This window comes from Noviherbaspirillum aridicola (assembly GCF_019656455.1).
In the GTDB taxonomy this organism is placed as follows: domain Bacteria; phylum Pseudomonadota; class Gammaproteobacteria; order Burkholderiales; family Burkholderiaceae_D; genus Noviherbaspirillum; species Noviherbaspirillum aridicola.
On record NZ_BPMK01000015.1, the window covers coordinates 53,003 to 72,960 of the forward strand.

Annotated in this window: 22 protein-coding genes; 6 read left to right on the forward strand and 16 right to left on the reverse strand. The window is 64.3% G+C overall.

Annotated features, from left to right (window positions below; genetic code table 11):
• Window position 1 precedes the first annotated feature (1 nt).
• From NCCP691_RS16285 to NCCP691_RS16320, 8 genes are all read right to left on the reverse strand, one after another.
• Complete coding sequence (locus NCCP691_RS16285; RefSeq protein ID WP_220809617.1) at window positions 2-1,189, reverse strand: 5-(carboxyamino)imidazole ribonucleotide synthase; 1,188 nt, start codon at window positions 1,187-1,189, stop codon at window positions 2-4.
• Window positions 1,186-1,689 (reverse strand): 5-(carboxyamino)imidazole ribonucleotide mutase, encoded by a 504-nt coding sequence (gene purE / locus NCCP691_RS16290; protein ID WP_220809618.1) that lies wholly within the window; start codon window positions 1,687-1,689, stop codon window positions 1,186-1,188. Before purE ends, NCCP691_RS16285 begins: the two co-directional genes overlap by 4 nt.
• A gap of 1 nt (window position 1,690) precedes the next feature.
• On the reverse strand, window positions 1,691-2,593 hold the full coding sequence (locus NCCP691_RS16295) for a phosphoribosylaminoimidazolesuccinocarboxamide synthase (protein WP_220809619.1): 903 nt from the start codon (window positions 2,591-2,593) through the stop codon (window positions 1,691-1,693).
• Window positions 2,594-2,668: 75 nt separating this feature from the next.
• Window positions 2,669-3,733, reverse strand: coding sequence for a class II fructose-bisphosphate aldolase (gene fba / locus NCCP691_RS16300; RefSeq protein WP_220809620.1), 1,065 nt, complete (start codon window positions 3,731-3,733; stop codon window positions 2,669-2,671).
• 22 nt (window positions 3,734-3,755) lie between these two features.
• Window positions 3,756-5,189, reverse strand: a complete 1,434-nt coding sequence (pyk, locus tag NCCP691_RS16305) for a pyruvate kinase (RefSeq protein ID WP_220809621.1) — start codon at window positions 5,187-5,189, stop codon at window positions 3,756-3,758.
• Window positions 5,190-5,245: 56 nt separating this feature from the next.
• Window positions 5,246-6,436 carry a phosphoglycerate kinase gene (locus NCCP691_RS16310; protein ID WP_220809622.1) on the reverse strand — a complete coding sequence of 397 codons (1,191 nt, stop codon included), beginning with the start codon at window positions 6,434-6,436 and terminating at the stop codon, window positions 5,246-5,248.
• A 127-nt stretch (window positions 6,437-6,563) separates the two neighbouring features.
• A complete protein-coding gene (locus NCCP691_RS16315; protein WP_220809623.1) occupies window positions 6,564-6,887 on the reverse strand; it encodes an AzlD domain-containing protein in 324 nt (107 codons plus the stop codon).
• Window positions 6,888-7,628, reverse strand: coding sequence for an AzlC family ABC transporter permease (locus NCCP691_RS16320; protein WP_220809624.1), 741 nt, complete (start codon window positions 7,626-7,628; stop codon window positions 6,888-6,890).
• 199 nt (window positions 7,629-7,827) lie between these two features.
• On the opposite strand from NCCP691_RS16320, the gene NCCP691_RS16325 reads away from it, so the two are divergent.
• The 5 genes from NCCP691_RS16325 to NCCP691_RS16345 all read left to right on the forward strand — a co-directional run bounded on the left by NCCP691_RS16325 (window position 7,828) and on the right by NCCP691_RS16345 (window position 11,086).
• Entirely contained in the window at window positions 7,828-8,748 is a 921-nt protein-coding gene (locus tag NCCP691_RS16325) for a branched-chain amino acid transaminase (RefSeq protein WP_220809625.1), read from the forward strand.
• 17 nt (window positions 8,749-8,765) lie between these two features.
• Window positions 8,766-8,966 carry a zinc-finger domain-containing protein gene (locus NCCP691_RS16330; protein WP_220809626.1) on the forward strand — a complete coding sequence of 67 codons (201 nt, stop codon included), beginning with the start codon at window positions 8,766-8,768 and terminating at the stop codon, window positions 8,964-8,966.
• Between the two features lie 143 nt (window positions 8,967-9,109).
• Window positions 9,110-9,541, forward strand: coding sequence for a YybH family protein (locus NCCP691_RS16335; RefSeq protein ID WP_220809627.1), 432 nt, complete (start codon window positions 9,110-9,112; stop codon window positions 9,539-9,541).
• A gap of 5 nt (window positions 9,542-9,546) precedes the next feature.
• Complete coding sequence (locus tag NCCP691_RS16340; RefSeq protein WP_220809628.1) at window positions 9,547-10,488, forward strand: YheT family hydrolase; 942 nt, start codon at window positions 9,547-9,549, stop codon at window positions 10,486-10,488.
• A 1-nt stretch (window position 10,489) separates the two neighbouring features.
• On the forward strand, window positions 10,490-11,086 hold the full coding sequence (locus tag NCCP691_RS16345) for a DUF2946 family protein (protein ID WP_220809629.1): 597 nt from the start codon (window positions 10,490-10,492) through the stop codon (window positions 11,084-11,086).
• Window positions 11,087-11,143: 57 nt separating this feature from the next.
• Here NCCP691_RS16345 and NCCP691_RS16350 read toward each other — a convergent pair whose 3' ends face one another.
• Window positions 11,144-12,592 carry a M48 family metalloprotease gene (locus NCCP691_RS16350; protein ID WP_220809686.1) on the reverse strand — a complete coding sequence of 483 codons (1,449 nt, stop codon included), beginning with the start codon at window positions 12,590-12,592 and terminating at the stop codon, window positions 11,144-11,146.
• A gap of 135 nt (window positions 12,593-12,727) precedes the next feature.
• Between NCCP691_RS16350 and moaC the strand changes: the two genes are divergently transcribed.
• Entirely contained in the window at window positions 12,728-13,252 is a 525-nt protein-coding gene (gene moaC / locus NCCP691_RS16355; protein ID WP_220809630.1) for a cyclic pyranopterin monophosphate synthase MoaC, read from the forward strand.
• Here the strand turns inward: moaC and NCCP691_RS16360 are convergent.
• The 7 genes from NCCP691_RS16360 to NCCP691_RS16390 all read right to left on the reverse strand — a co-directional run bounded on the left by NCCP691_RS16360 (window position 13,249) and on the right by NCCP691_RS16390 (window position 19,824).
• Window positions 13,249-14,592 carry an O-antigen ligase family protein gene (locus NCCP691_RS16360; protein WP_220809631.1) on the reverse strand — a complete coding sequence of 448 codons (1,344 nt, stop codon included), beginning with the start codon at window positions 14,590-14,592 and terminating at the stop codon, window positions 13,249-13,251. The genes moaC and NCCP691_RS16360 overlap by 4 nt on opposite strands.
• A gap of 242 nt (window positions 14,593-14,834) precedes the next feature.
• Window positions 14,835-15,326 (reverse strand): pilin, encoded by a 492-nt coding sequence (locus NCCP691_RS16365; protein ID WP_220809632.1) that lies wholly within the window; start codon window positions 15,324-15,326, stop codon window positions 14,835-14,837.
• 192 nt (window positions 15,327-15,518) lie between these two features.
• Window positions 15,519-16,094 (reverse strand): FHA domain-containing protein, encoded by a 576-nt coding sequence (locus NCCP691_RS16370; protein ID WP_220809633.1) that lies wholly within the window; start codon window positions 16,092-16,094, stop codon window positions 15,519-15,521.
• A gap of 11 nt (window positions 16,095-16,105) precedes the next feature.
• Window positions 16,106-16,909, reverse strand: a complete 804-nt coding sequence (locus NCCP691_RS16375; protein ID WP_220809634.1) for a Stp1/IreP family PP2C-type Ser/Thr phosphatase — start codon at window positions 16,907-16,909, stop codon at window positions 16,106-16,108.
• A 209-nt stretch (window positions 16,910-17,118) separates the two neighbouring features.
• Window positions 17,119-18,000 carry a succinate--CoA ligase subunit alpha gene (sucD, locus tag NCCP691_RS16380; protein WP_220809635.1) on the reverse strand — a complete coding sequence of 294 codons (882 nt, stop codon included), beginning with the start codon at window positions 17,998-18,000 and terminating at the stop codon, window positions 17,119-17,121.
• A gap of 14 nt (window positions 18,001-18,014) precedes the next feature.
• Window positions 18,015-19,181 carry an ADP-forming succinate--CoA ligase subunit beta gene (gene sucC / locus NCCP691_RS16385; RefSeq protein ID WP_220809636.1) on the reverse strand — a complete coding sequence of 389 codons (1,167 nt, stop codon included), beginning with the start codon at window positions 19,179-19,181 and terminating at the stop codon, window positions 18,015-18,017.
• A gap of 46 nt (window positions 19,182-19,227) precedes the next feature.
• The gene (locus NCCP691_RS16390; protein WP_220809637.1) at window positions 19,228-19,824 is read right to left on the reverse strand and encodes a DUF2889 domain-containing protein; all 597 of its coding nucleotides are present in this window, start codon (window positions 19,822-19,824) and stop codon (window positions 19,228-19,230) included.
• Window positions 19,825-19,958 lie beyond the last annotated feature (134 nt).

Consider the following 19,958-nt stretch of genomic DNA (forward strand, 5'->3'; position numbering starts at 1 on the left):
CTCAGGGGTCGATGCCGAGTATCGCGCAGGCCTGCCTCATGTTCGCCTGCGCCTGTTCGAGCGTGGGCGCGATGAAGGTGACATGACCCATCTTGCGCGCGCGGCGCGGCTCTTCCTTGCCGTACAGGTGGAGATTGGCGCCGGGCAGCGCCAGCACCTTGTCCCAGGCGGGCTCGCGCGGCGTGTCGCTGCCGGCCTCGAACCAGACATCGCCGAGGATGTTGAGCATCACCGCCGGCGAGTGCTGACGCACCTCGCCCAGCGGCAGGCGCGCCATCGCGCGCGCCTGCTGCGCGAACTGGCTGGTGACGCAGGCGTCGATGGTGTAATGGCCGCTGTTATGGGGACGCGGCGCCATCTCGTTGACGACGACCGAGCCGTCCTGCAGCACGAAGAACTCGATGCAGAGCACGCCGACATAGCCGATCCGTGCGGCGATGGTCAGCGCGGCCTGCTGGGCACGTTCCGCCGAGGCCGGCGCCACGTTGGGGCCGGGAACGGTGGTGGTGAACAGGATGCCGTCGCGATGCACGTTTTCGGCGATCGGATAGACGACCGCCCGGCCGTCCGCGCCGCGCGCGGTCAGCACCGAGATTTCATAGGCCAGCGGCAGCATTTTCTCGAGCACGCAGACCACCCCGTTCATGCCCGCCAGCGCCTCCCTGGCCTGCTCGCGGTCGCGCACCCTGACCTGGCCCTTGCCGTCATAGCCGAGGCGGGCGGTTTTCAGGATGCCGGGGAAAAGTTCGTCGGGCGCACTGTCGAGGTCGGCGGCGGTCGCGATCACGCGGTAGGGCGCGGGCAGCACGCCGGACTCGGAAGCGCAGTCGGTGAAGAAGCGCTTCTCCTCCACCCGGTCCTGGGCCACCGAAACGCAGGCGGCGGCGGGCGCGACGAAACAGCGCTCGGCGAGGAAGGCCAGGCTCGGCGCCGGCACGTTTTCGAACTCGGTGGTGACGGCGGCGCAGCGCTGCGCCAGCTGCGCCAGCGCTTCGTCGTCGTCATAGGCGCCCTGGATCAGCAGGTCGGCCGCGTGGCCGGCGGGACAATCGGCGGCGGGCTCCAGCACCGCGACCCTGAATCCCATCTTTTGCGCGGCATGCACGAACATGCGGCCGAGCTGGCCGCCGCCCATGACGCCCAGCCAGGCGGAGGCGGAAGGCAGCAGCGTGTCCTTGGTATCGCTCATACGGGAAGCTTCATGTCGAACGCCGCCTGGGTCTGCTTCGCGCGGAAGGCGTCGAGGCGGGCAGCCAGCGCATCGTCGGTGGTGGCGAGAATGGCGATCGCGGTCAGTGCGGCATTGGCGGCGCCCGCCTCGCCGATGGCGAAGGTGGACACCGGCACGCCCTTGGGCATCTGCACGATGGACAGCAGCGAGTCTTCGCCGCGCAGATATTTGGACGGCACCGGCACGCCGAGCACCGGCACGATGGTCTTGGCCGCCACCATGCCCGGCAGGTGGGCCGCGCCGCCGGCGCCGGCGATGATCGCGCGCAGGCCGCGGCTGCGGGCGCTGGACGCGTAGGCGAACATCTCGTCCGGCATGCGGTGCGCGGAAATCACGCGCGCCTCGAACGGCACGCCGAAATCCTTGAGCATGGCCACCGCATGCTGCATCACGTCCCAGTCGGACGAGGACCCCATGATGACGCCGACCAGCGGCGACGCTGCCTTGGCTTCGCTCATGTCAGTCCTTCAGTGTCTGGCCGGTCAGGCGTTCCAGCGCTTCGCGGTACTTGGCGCCGGTCTTTTCGATGACGTCGGCCGGCAGCGGCGGCGCCGGCGGCGTCTTGTTCCAGTCCTTCAGGGTCTCGAGGTAGTCGCGCACGAACTGCTTGTCGAACGACGGCGGCGACATGCCCGGCGCGTAGGAGTCGGCCGGCCAGAAGCGGGACGAATCGGCGGTCAGCACTTCATCCATCAGGTGCAGCACGCCGTTGTCGTCGAGGCCGAACTCGAACTTGGTGTCGGCGATGATGATGCCGCGGGTCGCCGCATAGTCGGCCGCGGTGGTGTAGAGGCGGATGCTGATGTCGCGGATCTTCGCGGCCAGTTCCTTGCCGATCCGGTTTTCCATGTCGGCGAAGCTGATGTTCTCGTCATGTTCGCCGAGATCGGCCTTGGCGGCCGGCGTGAACAGCGGCTCGGCCAGCTTGTCGGCCTGACGCAGGCCGGGCGGCAGCGCAATGCCGCAGACCGAGCCGGTGGCCTGGTAATCCTTCCAGCCCGAACCGATGATGTAGCCGCGCACCACGGCCTCTACCAGGATGGGCTTGAGCCGCTTGGCGACGACCGCCCTGCCACGCACCTGGTCAGCCTCCTCGGGACGCACGACGGACTCGGGCGCGACGCCGGTCAGGTGGTTGGGCACGATGTCCCTGAGCTTGTCGAACCAGAAATCCGACATCTGGTTGAGTACCTTGCCCTTGCCCGGAATCGGCTCGTTCATCACGACGTCGAAGGCGGACAGGCGGTCGGTGGTGACGATCAGGAGCTTGTCGTCGCCGACCGCATAGTTGTCGCGCACCTTGCCGCGGCCGAGCAGCGGCAGCGACTGGATGCTGGATTGGTAGAGGCTGTGGTTGTTCATGGGATTCCAGAAAAGCTAAAAACCGGCGGGTGTCTCCACACCGCCGGTCGTTGGCGCAATTTGACGCGCGTAATTTTACTGCACGATCTGGGCGAGTTCGCCTTTCTTGTACTTTTCGGCCATCTTTTCGAGCGGGATGGCCTTGATCTTGTCGGCCTGGCCTTCGCAGCCGAAAGCGATGAAGCGCGATTTGACGACTTTCTTGGCGGCTTCGCGGGCCGGCTTCAGGTATTCGCGCGGGTCGAACTTGGACGGATTCTCGACGAAGAAGCGGCGGATCGCGCCGGTCATCGCCAGGCGGATGTCGGTGTCGATGTTGATCTTGCGCACGCCGTGCTTGATGCCTTCCTGGATTTCCTCGACCGGCACGCCATAGGTTTCCTTCATGTCGCCGCCGAACTCGCGGATCTCGGCCAGCAGTTCCTGCGGCACCGAGGAAGAGCCGTGCATCACCAGGTGGGTGTTGGGGATGCGCTGATGGATTTCCTTGATGCGCTCGATCGCGAGGATGTCGCCGGTGGGCTTGCGCGAGAACTTGTAGGCGCCGTGCGAGGTGCCGATCGCGATGGCCAGCGCGTCGCACTGGGTCAGCTTGACGAAGTCGGCGGCCTGGCCGACGTCGGTCAGCAGCTGTTCGCGGGTCATCGTGCCTTCTGCGCCGTGGCCGTCTTCCTTGTCGCCCTTCATGGTCTCGAGCGAGCCGAGCACGCCGAGTTCAGCCTCGACGGTGACGCCGATCGCGTGCGAGAACTCGACCACCTTGCGCGAGACTTCGACGTTGTACTCGTAGCTGGCGACCGACTTGCCGTCTTCCATCAGCGAGCCGTCCATCATGACGGAGGTGAAGCCGGACTTGATCGCGGCCATGCAGACCGCCGGCGACTGGCCGTGGTCCTGGTGCATGACGACCGGGATGTGCGGATAGGCTTCGACCGCGGCTTCGATCAGGTGGCGCAGGAAGGCTTCGCCGGCGTACTTGCGGGCGCCTGCCGAGGCTTGCATGATCACCGGCGCGCCGACTTCATTGGCGGCTTCCATGATCGCAGTGACCTGCTCCAGGTTGTTGACGTTGAATGCGGGCAGACCGTAGCCGTTTTCGGCAGCGTGGTCGAGCAGTTGGCGCATGGATACGAGAGGCATGGTGTTCTCCAGACAATAAAATTCAGTACTCGCCGATCTTCATGATCTTGAGGGCGTTGGTCCCGCCGACCTGGCCCATCGGCTCGCCCCAGGTGACGACAATCATGTCACCCTTGTGAACGACGCCTTTGGCCAGGAGCAAATCCTGGGCGGCTTTCAGCACGGCCTCGCGGTCGGTGCCCTGCGCCAGCTCGAAGCTGGTGACGTTGCGGTAGAGCGCGGCCTTGCGCTGTGTGCCGAGCTTGGGCGTGGCGGCGAAGATCGGGATATCGATGTTGTGACGGCTCATCCACAACGCGGTGGAGCCGGATTCGGTCAGGGCGCAGATCGCCTTGACCCGCAGATGGTAGGCGGTGAACAGCGCGCCGTAGGCGATCGACTGGTCGATGCGGGTGAAGGTGGCATTGAGGAAGTCGGCATCGAGCTTGACCACGTCCGACTTCTCGGCTTCCAGGCACACCGCGGCCATGGTCTCGACGGTCTCCACCGGATACTTGCCGGAGGCGGTTTCGGCCGAGGCCATCACCGCATCGGTGCCGTCGAGGACCGCGTTGGCGACGTCGGACACCTCCGCGCGGGTGGGCACCGCGTTGACGATCATCGACTCCATCATCTGGGTGGCGGTGATGACCAGCTTGTTCGAGGCGCGCGCCATGCGGATCATGCGCTTCTGCAGCGCGGGCACGGCGGCATTGCCGACCTCGACCGCGAGGTCGCCGCGGGCGACCATGATGCCGTCGGAGGCGTCGAGGATTTCCTGCAGCGCCGGAATCGCCTCCGCGCGTTCGATCTTGGCGATCATCTGCGGCTTGTGGCGGGTCGACTCGCCGGCGATGAAGGCGAGCTGGCGGGCCATGATCATGTCGGCCGCGCTCTTGGGAAAGGACACCGCGATATAGTCCGCCTGGAAGCTCATCGCCGTCTTGATGTCCTCCATGTCCTTGCCGGTCAGCGCCGGCGCGGACAGGCCGCCGCCGAGACGGTTGATGCCCTTGTTGTTGGACAGCTCGCCGCCGATGCGCACGGTGGTGTGGATCGCATTGCCGACCACGCGGTCGACCACCAGCACGATCAGGCCGTCATTGAGCAGCAGCACGTCGCCGGCGCGGATGTCGCGCGGCAGTTCCTTGTAGTCGAGGCCGACCTGGGCCTGGTTGCCGATCTGGCAGTCGGCGTCGAGCACGAACTTGCTGCCGTTCTCGAGGAAGATCTTGCCCTGCTCGAACTTGCCGATGCGGATCTTCGGCCCCTGCAGGTCGGCCATGATCGCGATCTCGCGCCCGACCTCGGCAGCCACCTTGCGCACCATCTCGGCACGCTCGATGTGGTCCTGCGCCTTCCCGTGCGAGAAGTTGAAGCGGACCACGTTGACGCCGGCTTCCAGCATGCGCTTGAAGATTTCCGGGCTGCTCGAGGCGGGGCCGATGGTGGCGACGATTTTGGTGGCTCTGATCATGATGGATGCGGATGTCGGCGGCAGGAACGGGCGGCGGCGCGCGCCGCCGCCCCTGTTTATTTCGCGCGCTGCAGCAGGATGTCCACCGCCGGCAGGGTTTTCCCTTCGAGGAATTCGAGGAAGGCGCCGCCGCCGGTCGAGATGTAGCCGACCTTGTCCGCGATGTTGTACTTGGCGATGGCCGCCAGCGTATCACCGCCGCCGGCGATCGAGAATCCCCTGGAATCGGCGATCGCCTTCGCGAGCGTCTTCGTACCCTCGCCGAACTGGTCGAATTCGAACACGCCGACCGGGCCATTCCAGACGATGGTGCCGGCGGCGGCGATCTGCTGCGCCAGCTGGGCCGCGGTCTTCGGGCCGATGTCGAGGATCATGTCGTCGTCCGCCACGTCCTTCACATCCTTGACGGTGGCGGCGGCGCTGGCGGAAAACTCCTTCGCGCAGACGACGTCGACCGGGATCGGCACCGAGGCGCCGCGCTGGCTCATCATGTCGATGATGGCCTTGGCTTCCTCGACCAGGTCGGCTTCGGCCAGCGACTTGCCGATCCTGAGGCCGGCCGCGAGCATGAAGGTATTGGCGATGCCGCCGCCGACGATCAGGTTGTCGACCTTTTCGGCGAGCGTCTTGAGGATGGTGAGCTTGGTCGAGACCTTGGAGCCTGCGACGATCGCGGCCAGCGGACGTGCCGGGCTGCCAAGCGCCTTGCCGAGCGCGTCGAGTTCGGCCGCCAGCAGCGGACCGGCGCAGGCGACGGGGGCATACCTGGCGATGCCGTGGGTGGTGGCTTCGGCACGATGCGCGGTGCCGAAGGCGTCATTGACGTACACGTCGCACAGCTTCGCCATCTTCTGCGCGAGTTCGTCGCTGTTCTTCTTTTCGCCCTTGTTGACGCGGCAGTTCTCCAGCAGCACCACCTGGCCCGGCGCGACCTCGACGCCGTCGACCCAGTTCTGCTTCAGTTCCACCGGCTTGCCGAGCAGTTCGGACAGGCGCGCGGCGATCGGCGCGAGCGTATCCTCGGGCTTGAACTCGCCTTCCGTCGGGCGGCCGAGATGCGAGGTAACCATCACCGCCGCGCCGGCCTGCAGGGCATCCCGGATCGCCGGCACCGAGGCACGGATGCGGGTATCTTCGGTGATATTGCCGGCATCATCCTGCGGAACGTTGAGATCCGCGCGGATGAACACGCGTTTGCCCTGGAGTTGGTTGCTTGCGATGAGGTCGCTCAATCGGTTGAATTGCATGGCTGCCAGACAAGAATTGAAAGATTGGAAAAGCGGCTATTTTAACGCAGCCCCCTCCCCCGGGTGCCGTTTTCAGCCTGATATTTCACAATAGAACCGTTTGCGCAAAACCTGCCGCGGACGCTGACTAAAAGACAAGCCTGAAGATCGTGAAGAGGGCCATGCCGACGATGATCGTATACAGCAGGTGGCGGGTGACGAGGAAGAAGACGGTCGCGCCGATGCCCGCCATCAGCTTGGGATTGAACACGCTCAGGTGCAGTGCGCCGTCGGCCAGCACCAGGTCGGGCACGACGATGGCGGCCAGCGCCGCCGCCGGCGCATAGCGCAGCGCGTGCTGGACGCGCGGCGGCAGCCTGACCGCGTGCCCGAGCAGATAAAAGGTGCCGCGGGTGATGATGGTCGCCAGGGTCAGCAGCAGGATGGTCAGCCAGGTATCGGGGGCGTTCATTCAGCGGTCCTTGTCCATGATGCTGTCGGCCGCCATCGCGCCGATCATGCCGGCGATGACCGCCACCAGCAGGCCGAGCCGGTAAGGCAGGCCGATCGCCGCCACCGCCACCACGCCGGCAATGATCACGCCGACCAGCGCCGGCAGGTTGACCGTGAGCGGAATCGTGATCGCCAGCAGCGCCAGCGTGCCCGCATAGCCGATGCCCCAGCTTTCGGGAATCTGGCTGGCGAGCAGGATGCCCGCCACCGAGCCGGCCTGCCATGCGCACCAGTTGGGATAGCCGATGCCGTTGAAGTAGCCGACCTTGCCGACGGTCTGATGCGCCGTCTCGGCGGGGAAGCGGCGCGGGAAAAGTCCCATCGTGATGTCGGCGGTGAAGTAGCCATGCCAGAGGCGGCGGTACCACGGCAGGTGCGCGAAATGCGGCGCCAGCGCGGCGGAAAAGATCACGAAGCGCAGGTTCACCACCAGCGCGGTCGCAAACACCACCCAGACCGGCGCATTGGCCGCGATCAGCGGCAGCGACGCCAGCTGCGCCGACCCGGCGAACACCAGGAAAGTCATGCCGAGCGCCTGCCATATCGTCAGGCCGCTCTTGACCATCGCCATGCCGGTCACCATGCCCCAGGCGAAGATGCCGGGCATGGTCGGCGCACCCGCCCTGAAGCCTTCACGGAAGGCGCGCTTTTCGAGATCGACGGCGGCGTCCTGCGCATCGCCCGTCCGGGAGTCATTCATAGTATTGGAGACGCGGTCCGCCGGTTGCGGCCGATGTCCGTTTGCTAACGTGGGAGTTCGCAGCGTTGGCTGCGCGCGGCGCGGCCGGAAAAACGCCGGCCGTGCTTGGGAAAATGCAAAGCACACATTCTACCGATGAATTTTTTTCCTCGTTTGAATCGGCTAGAATCCTCGTTTTGCTTGCTACCTGGAGAACGACATGTCCATGGCCGACCGCGACGGAAAAATCTGGAAAGACGGCGAACTGATCGACTGGCGCGACGCCAAGGTCCATGTGCTCACGCACACACTGCATTACGGCATGGGCGTTTTCGAAGGCGTGCGCGCTTACAAGACGGATGAAGGCACCGCGATTTTCCGCCTGCGCGAGCATACGCAGCGCCTGTTCAATTCGGCCAAGATCTTCCAGATGAAGATCCCCTTCGACTTCGAGACCGTGCTGCAGGCGCAGCTGCAGGTGGTACGCGAGAACAGGCTGGAGTCCTGCTACCTGCGTCCGCTGGTCTGGATCGGTTCGGAGAAGCTCGGCGTCTCCGCCAAGGGCAACACGATTCACGTCGCGGTCGCCGCCTGGCCCTGGGGCGCCTATCTCGGCGAGGACGGACTCGCCAAGGGCATCCGCGTCAAGACCTCGTCCTTCAGCCGCCACCATGTGAACGTGTCGCTGGTGCGCGCCAAGGCCTGCGGCTATTACATCAACTCCATCCTCGCCAACCAGGAAGCGCTGGCCGACGGCTATGACGAGGCGCTGCTGCTCGATACCGAAGGCTATGTGTCCGAGGGTTCCGGCGAAAACGTCTTCATCGTCAAGAACGGCAAGATCTACACGCCCGACCTGGCGTCCTGCCTCGACGGCATCACCCGCGACTCGGTGCTGACCATGGCGCGCGACCTCGGCATCGAGGTGATCGAAAAGCGCATCACCCGCGACGAGGTCTACTGCTGCGACGAAGCCTTCTTCACCGGCACCGCCGCCGAGATCACGCCGATCCGCGAGCTCGACAACCGGCAGATCGGCAGCGGCGCGCGCGGCCCGATCACCGAAAAACTGCAGACCCTGTTCTTCGATGTCGTCGCCGGACGCGCACCGCAGTACAAGCACTGGCTCACCCACGTTTAAACCCTGACTGAACCGATATGACCCAAGCACAGCAGCCCATGAGCTTTGTTGAACTGGACGGCAAGGACCTGCCGGCCTACTGCCCGAACCCGGCGATGCCGGTGTGGTCCGCGCATCCGCGCGTGTACCTGCCGATCGAAGCCAACGGCGAAGGAAAGTGCCCGTACTGCGGCACCATCTACAAGGTCAAGCCCGGCACCCACGCCCACGGCCACTGACGCTTCCGGCCGCATCGTCCCGCCCGCCGGGGCGATGCGCCTCCTCCACGGCATTGCTCTATACTGTGGAGCTTCCAACCAATGCCGCTGTTCGCCTTTTCCGCTGAGCCGTGCCGTACAGAAAAAAGGAGAATGCCTAGCCCATGCCTACCCCCGTCCCCAGCTTCGACACTCCGGAGCAGACCGAAGCCGCTTTCTATGACGCCATCAGCCGTGCCGACGTGAACGCGGTCATGGCCTTGTGGGCCGATGAGGAAAACATCGTCTGCATCCACCCCGGCGCGCCGCGCCTGGTCGGCCATTCCTCGATCCGCGCCGCCTGGGAATCGATCTTCGAACAGGGCGGCGTGCAGATCCGGCCGGTGCAGGTGCATGTGACGCAGAACGTGATGACCTCGGTGCACAACATCATCGAGGAAGTCCACCGCACCGTGTCGCGCCAGCAGGACATCCACATCCTCGCCACCAACGTCTACATGAAGACGCCCGCGGGCTGGCGCATGGTTTCGCATCACGCATCGGTGGTGCCCGGCGAAGCGCCGCCCGACACGCCGGTGAACAAGCTGCTGCACTGAGAGACATGCATTACTCCGCGCCTTCCTGGCTGCCGGGCGGCCACCTGCAGACGATCTTCCCGGCCAAGATGATCCGCAAGCCGCGGCTGGATTTCCGGCGCGAGCGCTGGGCCACGCCGGACGGCGATTTCATCGACGTCGACTTTGTCGACGGCAAACCGGGCCAGCCGTTTCTCGTACTCTTCCACGGTCTCGAGGGTTCTTCCGACAGCCACTATGCGCGCGCGATGATTTCGCATATCGCCGGGCTCGGGTGGTCGGGCGCGGTGCCGCATTTCCGCGGCTGCTCGGGCGAGCTCAATCATGCGCCCCGCTTCTACCATTCCGGCGACGCGACCGAGATCGACTGGATCATGCGCAGGCTGGCGCAGCGCCGGCACGAGCGCCTGTATGCGGTCGGCGTGTCGCTCGGCGGCAATGCGCTCTTGCGCTGGCTGGGCGAATTCGGGCAACAGGCCGCCATCGTCGACGCGGCCTGCGCGGTCTCGGCGCCGCTCGACCTTGCCGGCGGCGGCGCGGCGCTCTCGCGCGGCTTCAACATGATCTACACCCGGCTCTTCCTGCAGACGCTCAAGCCGAAATGCGTGCAAAAGCTCAAGCAGTTCCCCGGGCTGTTTGATGTCGAGGCGCTGCGACGGGCGCGCAACCTGTATGAATTCGACAATGTGGTGACCGCGCCGCTGCACGGTTTTCGCGACACCGAGGATTACTGGGACCGCGCCAGCGCGCGCCACGTGCTCGATGACATCCGGGTACGCACCCTGGTCCTCAATGCGAAGAACGATCCCTTCCTGCCGGCGCAGCATCTGCCGCAAAGCGCGGCGCCCGATGTCACGCTCGAGTATCCCGACCACGGCGGCCACGTCGGCTTCGCCTGGGGCTCGCTCCCGGGGCGGATCGACTGGCTGCCGCAGCGCATCGTGCGTTTCCTGACCGAAGGACAATGACATGGACGAGATCGTCAGACAGGCCATGGCCAAATGGCCCAACGTACCCCACTGCTACGGATGGCTGGCGCTGGACGCGCGCGGCAACTGGCGCATGCGCGACGAGCGCGCCCAGGCGCTGAAGCTGCCCGGCGACCGCATCGGCAACGCGGCCCTGCTCGCATTCATCAACCGCAATTACCTGCACGACGAACGCGGCCGCTGGTATTTCCAGAACGGGCCGCAGCGGGTGTACGTGAATCTCGATGCCGCGCCCTATATCGCCCGCACTGAGCCGCAGCAGGGTTTCGTGCTGCACACGGGCGAACCTCTGCCGCCGGTGGACGCAGCCTGGATGACCGAGGGCGGACAGCTGGTGCTCAGGGCCGGTGACAGGATCGCTCTGGTCGACGACCGCGACATGGCGCAATGCCTGCCGCTGCTGAAGCTCGACGGATCGGCGGCGGCCGACGAGGATCTGCTGGGCTGGCTGGAAGCCGGTACGCGCGGGCTGACGCTTGCCGTCGGCGACCGGGTGGTCGCGGTCGAAAGAATCACCACGGCGGAACTGCCGGCGCGTTTCGGCTTCGTGGCCGCGCCGCAGCCCGACGGTCAGTAGGAAGGTGGCGCAGGCGTCCCTGCCTGCCCGGGCGGCGGTAGTCCGGAGAGAAAGCGGCTAGCGTTCCTTCGCTTCCTTCATCTCTTCCTCGAAGCGCTTCTTGAACTCGCGCTCGCGCGCATCGATGACCGCCTGGTCGTAATAGCTCGCGTCGGGCGCGCGGCGCGCGATGTTGAGCTGCTCGATCGCCGCCGGCACGCTGCCATTGATCGCATATGCCTCGGCCAGCGCCAGGTGCTGCAGCGCCTGCTTGCCCTGCGCCGCGTAGGCGCGCGCCAGCTGATTCTGCAGTTTCGGATCGCTGCGGTAGAGCTGGGTCTGGTCGCGCAGGTAGGCGACGGCATCGTCCAGGCGCCCGCTCGCGATCAGCGCATCGGCATACTGCCGCGCGATGCTGCGCGACAGCGGGAATTTGGCCCGCGCCGCGTCCGCCTCCTTCAAAGCTTCCTGCGCCTGATTCGCCGCCAGGCGGATCTCGATGCCGAGGCTGGTCAGCAGCACGCTCTGGCTCGCTGTCGCTCCGCCCTGCGCGGCCGCCTGCGCCTCCTGGAACAGGCTGCGGGCTTTATCCGGGGCACCGCGGTGCATCGCGATGTAGGCGAGCCCGTACTTGGCCGAGGCGATCTGCGTGCGTGTCTTTTGCTGCAACTGGTTCTCGAAAGCCTCCGCCGCGTCGGTCAGTCCCCTCGTCGACAGGTCCTGCAGCACCCGAAGCCGGGCACGCACCAGGTGGAAGTCGAGCGAATCGGCGCGCTGCCGGTAGCGCTGCCCGCGCGTGCGCGCCTCGATATCGGCCATCCGTTCGGTGGTCAGCGGGTGCGACCGCAGGTAGGCCGGCGCCGTGTCGCTGTAGCCGCGGCTGGCGGTCTGCACGCGGTTGAAGAAGGAGATCATGCCCGAGGTGTCATAACCCGCGCCGCGCAGGATTTCCAGGCCCACCCGGTCGGCCTCGCGCTCCGCGTCCCGGCTGAAACCGAGCTGCCGCTGCAGCGCCAGCCCCTGCCCGCCCATCATCAGCGCGCCCGCCGCATCCGGGCTGGAACTGGCCGCCAGTGCGCCAAGCACCATTGCCGCCAGCGGAATCAGCGCATCCTGGCGCTGCCGCCCGAGCATGCGCGCGATGTGGCGCTGCGATACGTGTCCGATCTCATGCGCCACCACCGACGCCAGTTCCGATTCGTTCTGCGCGGCCAGCACCAGGCCGGAGTGAACGCCGATGAAGCCGCCCGGCAGCGCGAACGCGTTCAGCATCGAATCCCGCACCGCGAAGAAAAAGAAATCGTAACCGGCCTCCCCCCGCGCCTCCGGCGCCACCGACAGCAGCGACGCGCCGAAATTGTTCAGATACTCCAGCACCGCCTCGTCGTCGAGGTAGTCGCGGTCGCGCCGGATGTCGCGCATGATCTGTTCGCCGAGCCTGCGTTCCATGGTCGGCGACAGCTCTTCCCGCTCGGTATCGCCGAGGCTGGGAAGATTCTGAGCGTGCGCCGGCAGACCAGCCGGCATCGCCGCCAGTGCCAGGACCAGCAGCGTCGCCGGCAGGCCGATGCCGCGCGTGAGGGTTCGGGTCAGGGAAGTCACGGTGCTATGATAACCGCGATTTGAATCGATCAAAGCCACCCACCATTCTTTACTTTCCCCATGAGCAATGACAAGACCGCCCAAGCCGGGCACCACGGACTCACGCATTTCGACCAGGCCGGACAGGCACATATGGTGGACGTGGGCGCCAAGAACGAGACTCACCGCATCGCCGTCGCGACCGGGGTGATCAGGATGGAACCGGAGACGCTGGAGATCATCCGCTCGGGCTCGGCGAAGAAGGGGGACGTGCTGGGCATCGCGCGGATCGCGGCGATCATGGCGTCGAAGAAGACGAGCGATCTGATTCCGCTTTGTCATCCTCTGGCGCTGACCAGGGTGACCGCGGATTTCGAGATCGAAGAGGATTTGCCTGGCGTGCGGTGCACGGTGCAGGCGGAGACTTACGGGAAGACCGGGGTGGAGATGGAAGCGCTGACGGCAGTGCAGGTTGGCTTGCTCACTATCTATGACATGTGTAAGGCGGTGGACAAGGGCATGGTCTGTGACGGGGTCCGACTGCTTGAGAAGCACGGTGGAAAATCAGGGCCATGGTGCGCCGAGCTAACGAGTCGCTGCGACTAGAAGTGTCCGGCTGACCATATGCGTGGCCGAAGAACACCGTTAGGGTACATGGCAGGTGTGAAGGTCTCCTCTTCGTGTTGTTGAAGGTTCTTCACCTCCGGAAAGACGCCAAGCAAATACAATGCAATGGACAGAAGGATTAGACCGACGAACGCACAGCCGGGCAGCCACCCTTGTGCTGGGGGGGCCGCTTCCCTGTAAGCATTGTGTCGCGTGGCAGTCCAGCCCCATGCGAGACCAAGGTAGAGCGCGATCCACAGCTGGCTAACGGGCATGACAATAAGCCCCGAGACAAGCCCATCAGCCAAAATTCCCACCCCAATACTGATCCATGCGCACAGCATTGAGTGATTGGCGCGGTCGCTCGAATCGATTTTGGCTGCCGACCCGAGCAAGGCACGAAATGCAAGCGCCACGGCGACGCATAGGGCCAGTAATGCAATGAGTCCCCATTCGGCGCCAATCTGCAGCACCCAGTTGTGGGGATGGGCGCCAAAATCAACTTTTGGTGCAGCATGTGCGAAATGAGCTGGGCCAGCGCCGAGCAATGGGCTGTCAGAAATCATTTCAACTGCAAGCCACCAGATACGACCCCGGTCCGACACGGGATGTGTGACGCTTCGGTTTATGACACTTGAAATCTGGTCCCAATGCCCACGTCCAAGTACGGCAGGGACGGCGAGGAAGAACACACAATACAGGACTACGCCTACGAGTCCCGTACGCAGCAATTCCGATACCCAGCGGCGGGAGTCGCCCTTGCGCGTGGCGACGACCGTCATCAGTCCGGCCAGCACACCTAGCACCGTGCCGCGAGCACCGGTAACAAAGATCAGGGCCCACCAGACCGAAGCGACAGCAAACCAAAGCCGATATGCGCCGCTGCTCCGCTCTGCTAGGGCAACAAGCAGGATGAGCGAAGGCAGGCTAACGGTCTGCGCATGATTGAAAAACCTGAAGTTATCAAAACCGGGAATGAAGTGCCCCGGATGCGGCGTAGTGCTCGTTTGGAGCATAACCGAATAGACCAAGGCAACATGAAGCGCATAGAGAAGACAGCCCGCGCCACTAATCAGCAGAAGCCGATCGAGGAGCAGAGTACCTTGGCGCGCCACGCAATTGGCAACGAGTACCGTGGTCAGGAATAGGAAGAGTAGCGATGACCACTCATGGAACGCATGTCGCGGGGAGTAAGCGCCAAGGGATGAGAAGAACCCGACGCCGAAGAAGATCGCGATGCAAAAGCCGACCTTCCCTTGATACCAACTAACCAGCGGCTTCCGAAGTCCGGCACATACCGCGGTGTTCAACGCGGCGAGAGTTAGGAAAACGATCTGCACCAAGCGCTGCGTGTTGTGTTCTGAAATTCCGGGTGCGACTGACGCGGGTATGAGTGGGCTCAGTGCCAGTACTAGGCACAACAGGAGTAGAAGGCAAAGCGAGGAGGCCTCGGTCGGTGTGAATCGGTTCGAATCGGCTCGCATGTTCTCCATGCACGATCATCCTTGAGCGGTTTGAACAGGCGAAAATTAAAAAAAAGCGGGTGCTGACTGCACCCGCTTTCTCACGTGCGTCGGAAGTATTAGCTGCCAACGCCGTTGTTCTTAGTGATTGCAGCGACTGCAGCAGCGTTGGTGAGCGTGTTGCCTGGAGTCGCAGTCCAACGAATTGCGGTACCACCAGCGGCGATCGTCGGCGAGAATTCAATCGTGCCATTGTCGACGTTCGTGCCCATGCCGGTGGCAGACAGACGGATGGTGATAACACCGTTAGTGATGGAGTTGAGTGCAGCAACTTCCTTGGTCGGGGTGAACGCGTTGGTTGCCGGGACGCCGTTGCTTCCTGCATCGCAGCCATCTACGGAACCACCTGCTTCCTGAGCACACAGAGCGACTGCCGTCTTGAGCGTGTCAACCGCGCTCAGCGCATTGGCGATCTTGGCCTTTACCGTGTAGTCCTGGTACTGGGGGATGGCCACGGCCGCCAGAATACCGATGATCGCCACAACGATCATCAGTTCGATCAGGGTAAAGCCGCTTTGGGCGCGCTGCTTCATAACTTGCATGGATTTCATTTGATATCTCCCTAGTGAAAGCTGGCAGCCGATCTGCCATGCTTTCGTATGAGCAAGGGATGTGCCAGCCAGAAATACTGCTTCGCGGCTTGATGTACGATCAAAAAATGTCATTTCCAATTTTGCTTTCGACCAAAAATTGTCAACTCGCCTTGAGAAACTCGCGGGACTGACAAAAAACGTCAGCAAGTGTCAGGAGGCGGGATGCAAGAAATGCAAGTCGGCGCCAGTGAGCTGAATGCGGTCGCCGTGCCCGAGCCGCCAGCCTTCCGGCGGCATGGCCCCGCCGTTGATGATGACGCCGCGGCTGCCGGGCTCGGACACGAGAACATAGTCGCGGCCTCGCCTCAGTATGAGCAATCCCGGCTCCCCGATGCCGCCGATCACGGTGATTGCCTTGTTCAGCAGCGTCCGCCTGCCTGCGTTGTTTCCGCTGGCGACCTCGAGCACCGGGACGGCGGGGGGCAGTGCCGGTTCGAGCGGCGACGCGTGGTAGACGAAACGGTGGCTGGCCACTTCGACCACATCCCCGTCCTGCAGAAAATGCTTCTTCACCGGCTGGCCGTTGACCCGCGTGCCGTTCGTGCTGTCCAGATCCTCCAGCACGGCATCATCGCCCACGCGCAGCAGGATGGCGTGCTCGCCGCTGACTGCCTGGTCGTCGATGCGGATGTCGTTCCGGCTGCGGCGGCCGATGCTGATCCTGGGCTTGTCGAGCGGGATCTCGCGCGGCGGACTTCCCTGGAGCAGCAAGGTGATTTTGCCCATCTCGCGTCGCCTCAGATCGACCGCCGCATCTGGCGGTAGATGCGGCTGAACAGTCCCTCTTCGCCGGGCTCGCCGGGCGGAATGCGGACCAGCAGGACGGAGATGTTGTCGAGGCCGCCGCGCTCGTTCGCGGCTTCCACCAGCCGCTCGCATGCGGGGTCGGGGGTGGCGCCGTGCGCAGCCAGCAGCGCGGCGATCTCGGCATCGGCCAGCATGTCGGTCAGGCCGTCGGAGCAGAGCAGGTAGAGATCGTCAGGCTGCACGCCGTGCTCGTGCACGTCGACTTCCACCTGCGGTTCGACGCCCAGCGCGCGCGTGAGCAGGTGGCGCTCGGGCGATGCGGCGGCCGCCTGCTCGTCCAGCATGCCGGCCTTGATCTGTTCCTGTACCACGGAATGGTCGCTGGTCAGGCGCACCAGGCTCTGGCGCCGCAGCCGGTAGAGCCGGGAGTCGCCGACATGGGCGACGGTCACCCGTCCGGGGCGGAAGACAGCGGCGACCAGCGTGGTGCCCATGCCGCGGTAATCGGGGCGGGACTGGGCGGCGCAGAACACTTCTTCGTTTGCCAGCCGTACCGCGGACGCGAGCGCCTGGCTTGCATCCGCGTCGTCTCTTGCAAGCTGTTCGTCGAGCTCATCGACCATTACCGCAACCGCCATACCGCTGGCGATCTCGCCGGCGTTGTAGCCGCCCATGCCGTCGGCAAGAATCGCATACGCATAGTCCGGGCTGTACGCGAGCGCATCTTCGTTCTGCGCGCGGACCAGCCCGGGATCAGTGCGGGATGCGAATTCGAGATTGGGGGTAAGCTGCATCCGTCGATTATACGTTCAGCTTTTCCGTGTAAACCATGGACGGTAACCGGCCGCGATGGAAGGTTACCGGGGGATGATTTTCGGGCGGACCCGGCTGTCTTTCCCGGGCCACGGGGCGGCAGCTCCAGGAAGGGGGTGAGCGACTGTCTCGCCGGGCGAAAAAAAACGGGGAGCCGTGGCTCCCCGTTCTGCGCGTCGAAGGGCTGTGCTTACAGCATGGCCTTGAGCAGGCGGGCCATTTCGGACGGGTTCTTGGTGACCTTGATGCCGCAGGCTTCCATGATTTCCAGCTTGGCCTGGGCGGTGTCGGCGCCGCCGGAGATCAGCGCGCCCGCGTGGCCCATGCGCTTGCCGGGAGGCGCGGTGACGCCGGCGATGAAGCCGACCACCGGCTTCTTCATGTTGTCCTTGATCCACTCGGCTGCGTTGGCCTCGTCCGGACCGCCGATCTCGCCGATCATGATGACGGCGTCGGTGTCGGGGTCGTCGTTGAACATCTTCATGACGTCGATGTGCTTCAGACCGTTGATCGGGTCGCCGCCGATGCCGACCGCGGAGGACTGGCCGAGGCCGAGTGCGGTGAGCTGGGCAACCGCTTCATAGGTCAGCGTGCCGGAACGCGAGACGACGCCGATGCGGCCCTTGCGGTGGATGTGGCCCGGCATGATGCCGATCTTGATTTCGTCCGGCGTGATCAGGCCCGGGCAGTTCGGTCCGAGCAGCAGGGTCTTGCTGCCGGCCTTCTTCATGCGGTCCTTCACTTCCAGCATGTCGCGGACCGGGATGCCTTCGGTGATGCAGATCGCCAGGTCGAGCTCGGCTTCGACGGCTTCCCAGATCGCGGCGGCGGCGCCCGCGGGCGGCACGTAGATCACGGAGACGGTGGCGCCGGTCGCCTGCTTGGCTTCCTTGACGTTGGCGTAGATGGGGATGCCTTCGAAGTCTTCGCCGGCCTTCTTCGGGTTCACGCCGGCGACGAAGCAGTTCTTGCCGTTGGCATAGTCGCGGCAGGCGCGGGTGTGGAACTGGCCGGTCTTGCCGGTGATGCCCTGGGTGATGACTTTGGTGTCTTTATTGATCAGAATCGACATTGCTTTTCCCTCGATTATTTTCCGTTGGCCGCGGCGACGACCTTCTGCGCGGCTTCTTCCATCGTGTCGGCCGAGATGATCGGCAGGCCGGATTCGGCCAGCATCTTCTTGCCCAGGTCTTCGTTGGTGCCCTTCATGCGCACGACCAGCGGCACGCCCAGCTGGACCGCCTTGGAAGCGGCGATCACGCCTTCAGCGATGACGTCGCAGCGCATGATGCCGCCGAAGATGTTGACCAGGATGGCTTTCAGGTTGGGGTTCTTCAGCATCAGCTTGAAGGCTTCGGTCACTTTCTCGGTCGTGGCGCCGCCACCGACGTCGAGGAAGTTGGCCGGCTCGCCGCCGAACAGCTTGATGGTGTCCATGGTGGCCATCGCCAGGCCGGCGCCGTTGACCAGGCAGCCGATGTTGCCGTCGAGGGAGATGTAGGCGAGATCGAACTTGGAGGCTTCGATTTCAGCCGGATCTTCTTCGTCGAGGTCGCGCATTTCGACGATTTCCGGGTGGCGGAACAGCGCGTTGGAATCGAAGTTGAACTTGGCGTCGAGGGCGATGACCTTGCCGTCGCCGGTGAGGATCAGGGGGTTGATTTCAGCCAGGGAAGCGTCGGTTTCCCAGTATGCCTTGTACAGGCCCTGGAGCTGCTTGCGCGCGTCGGGAATGGATGCGGCGGGCACGCCGATCTTGGCGGCGATGTCGTCAGCGTCTGCGTCGGTCAGGCCGGTGGCCGGGTCGATGATGACCTTGTGGATCAGCTCGGGATGCTTTTCAGCGACTTCCTCGATGTCCATGCCGCCTTCTGAGGAGGCCATCATCACCACGCGCTGGGACAGGCGGTCGGTGACCATGGAGACATAGAGTTCCTTCTTGATGTCGGCGCCTTCTTCGATCAGGAGGCGGTTGACCTTCTGGCCTTCGGGGCCGGTCTGGTGGGTCACCAGCTGCATGCCCATGATGGCGTGCGCGTATTCCTTGACCTGGTCGAGCGACTTGGCAACCTTGACGCCGCCGCCCTTGCCGCGGCCGCCGGCATGGATCTGTGCCTTGACGACCCAGACCGGACCGCCCAGGGTTTCGGCGGCCTTGACCGCCTCTTCAACCGTAAAGCACGGGATACCGCGCGGAACCGTCACTCCGTACTTGCGGAGGATCTCTTTGCCCTGATACTCATGGATTTTCATGCGAGCTTCCCTTCAGACGCTTATTGAAAAAAACAAACTGGATAAGTCAAATGACACCGGATTCGGCGGATTCCGGCGTCTCCGCCGCCGCGACCGACCAACGCGGGTAGTATCTGGCGACCGCCGCGCCATCGGAGCGCAATGCGTGGCAGCGGTCGAGCTGGAATGGTTTCTGTTCCTGGTCGCCCGCGTCGGGACCGTCGCGGGTATCGATCACCTCGCCTGCAAAAGCCTGGATCGCCGCAGTCGGCAGGACCTGGCAAAGCTCGGTCAGGTGGGTGCAGCCCTGGATGCCGCCGAGGCGCTGTCGCACGCCGTCCCTAAAGCCCCTGAGCAGGTTCAGGCCGATCAGACGGCGATAGGCGTCGCCATGATTGTCGCAGTAGCCCGGATAAGGCACGGCATCGGAAACCGCCTCCGCATCGACGACATTGAGCTGGGTATCGATGGTCAGGCGCAGCCGGAGATCATGGATGGGAGAACCTGCGGGACGGGTGCCGGATGCAAGGCGGGCATCGCGAGTCTTGGTGTCGGTGATATGCGCGTCGATATCCCACAATCCGTCGTCGCGCGCGAAGGCTTCGACATGGATTGCGCGCGTGTGCTTTAACGCACGGCGTGATGACGGCGGAGATAGGGGCATAACACCAATGCCAGTGAAGCGGCCAGAACGAATGCCGCATTTGCGTGTCGCTGCCGCAGCTTCTACGGCAACAGCCGCTCATGCGGCGCTGCAAAAACCCCGGCAGTGTAGCACATGTCTCAACAACGAAACCA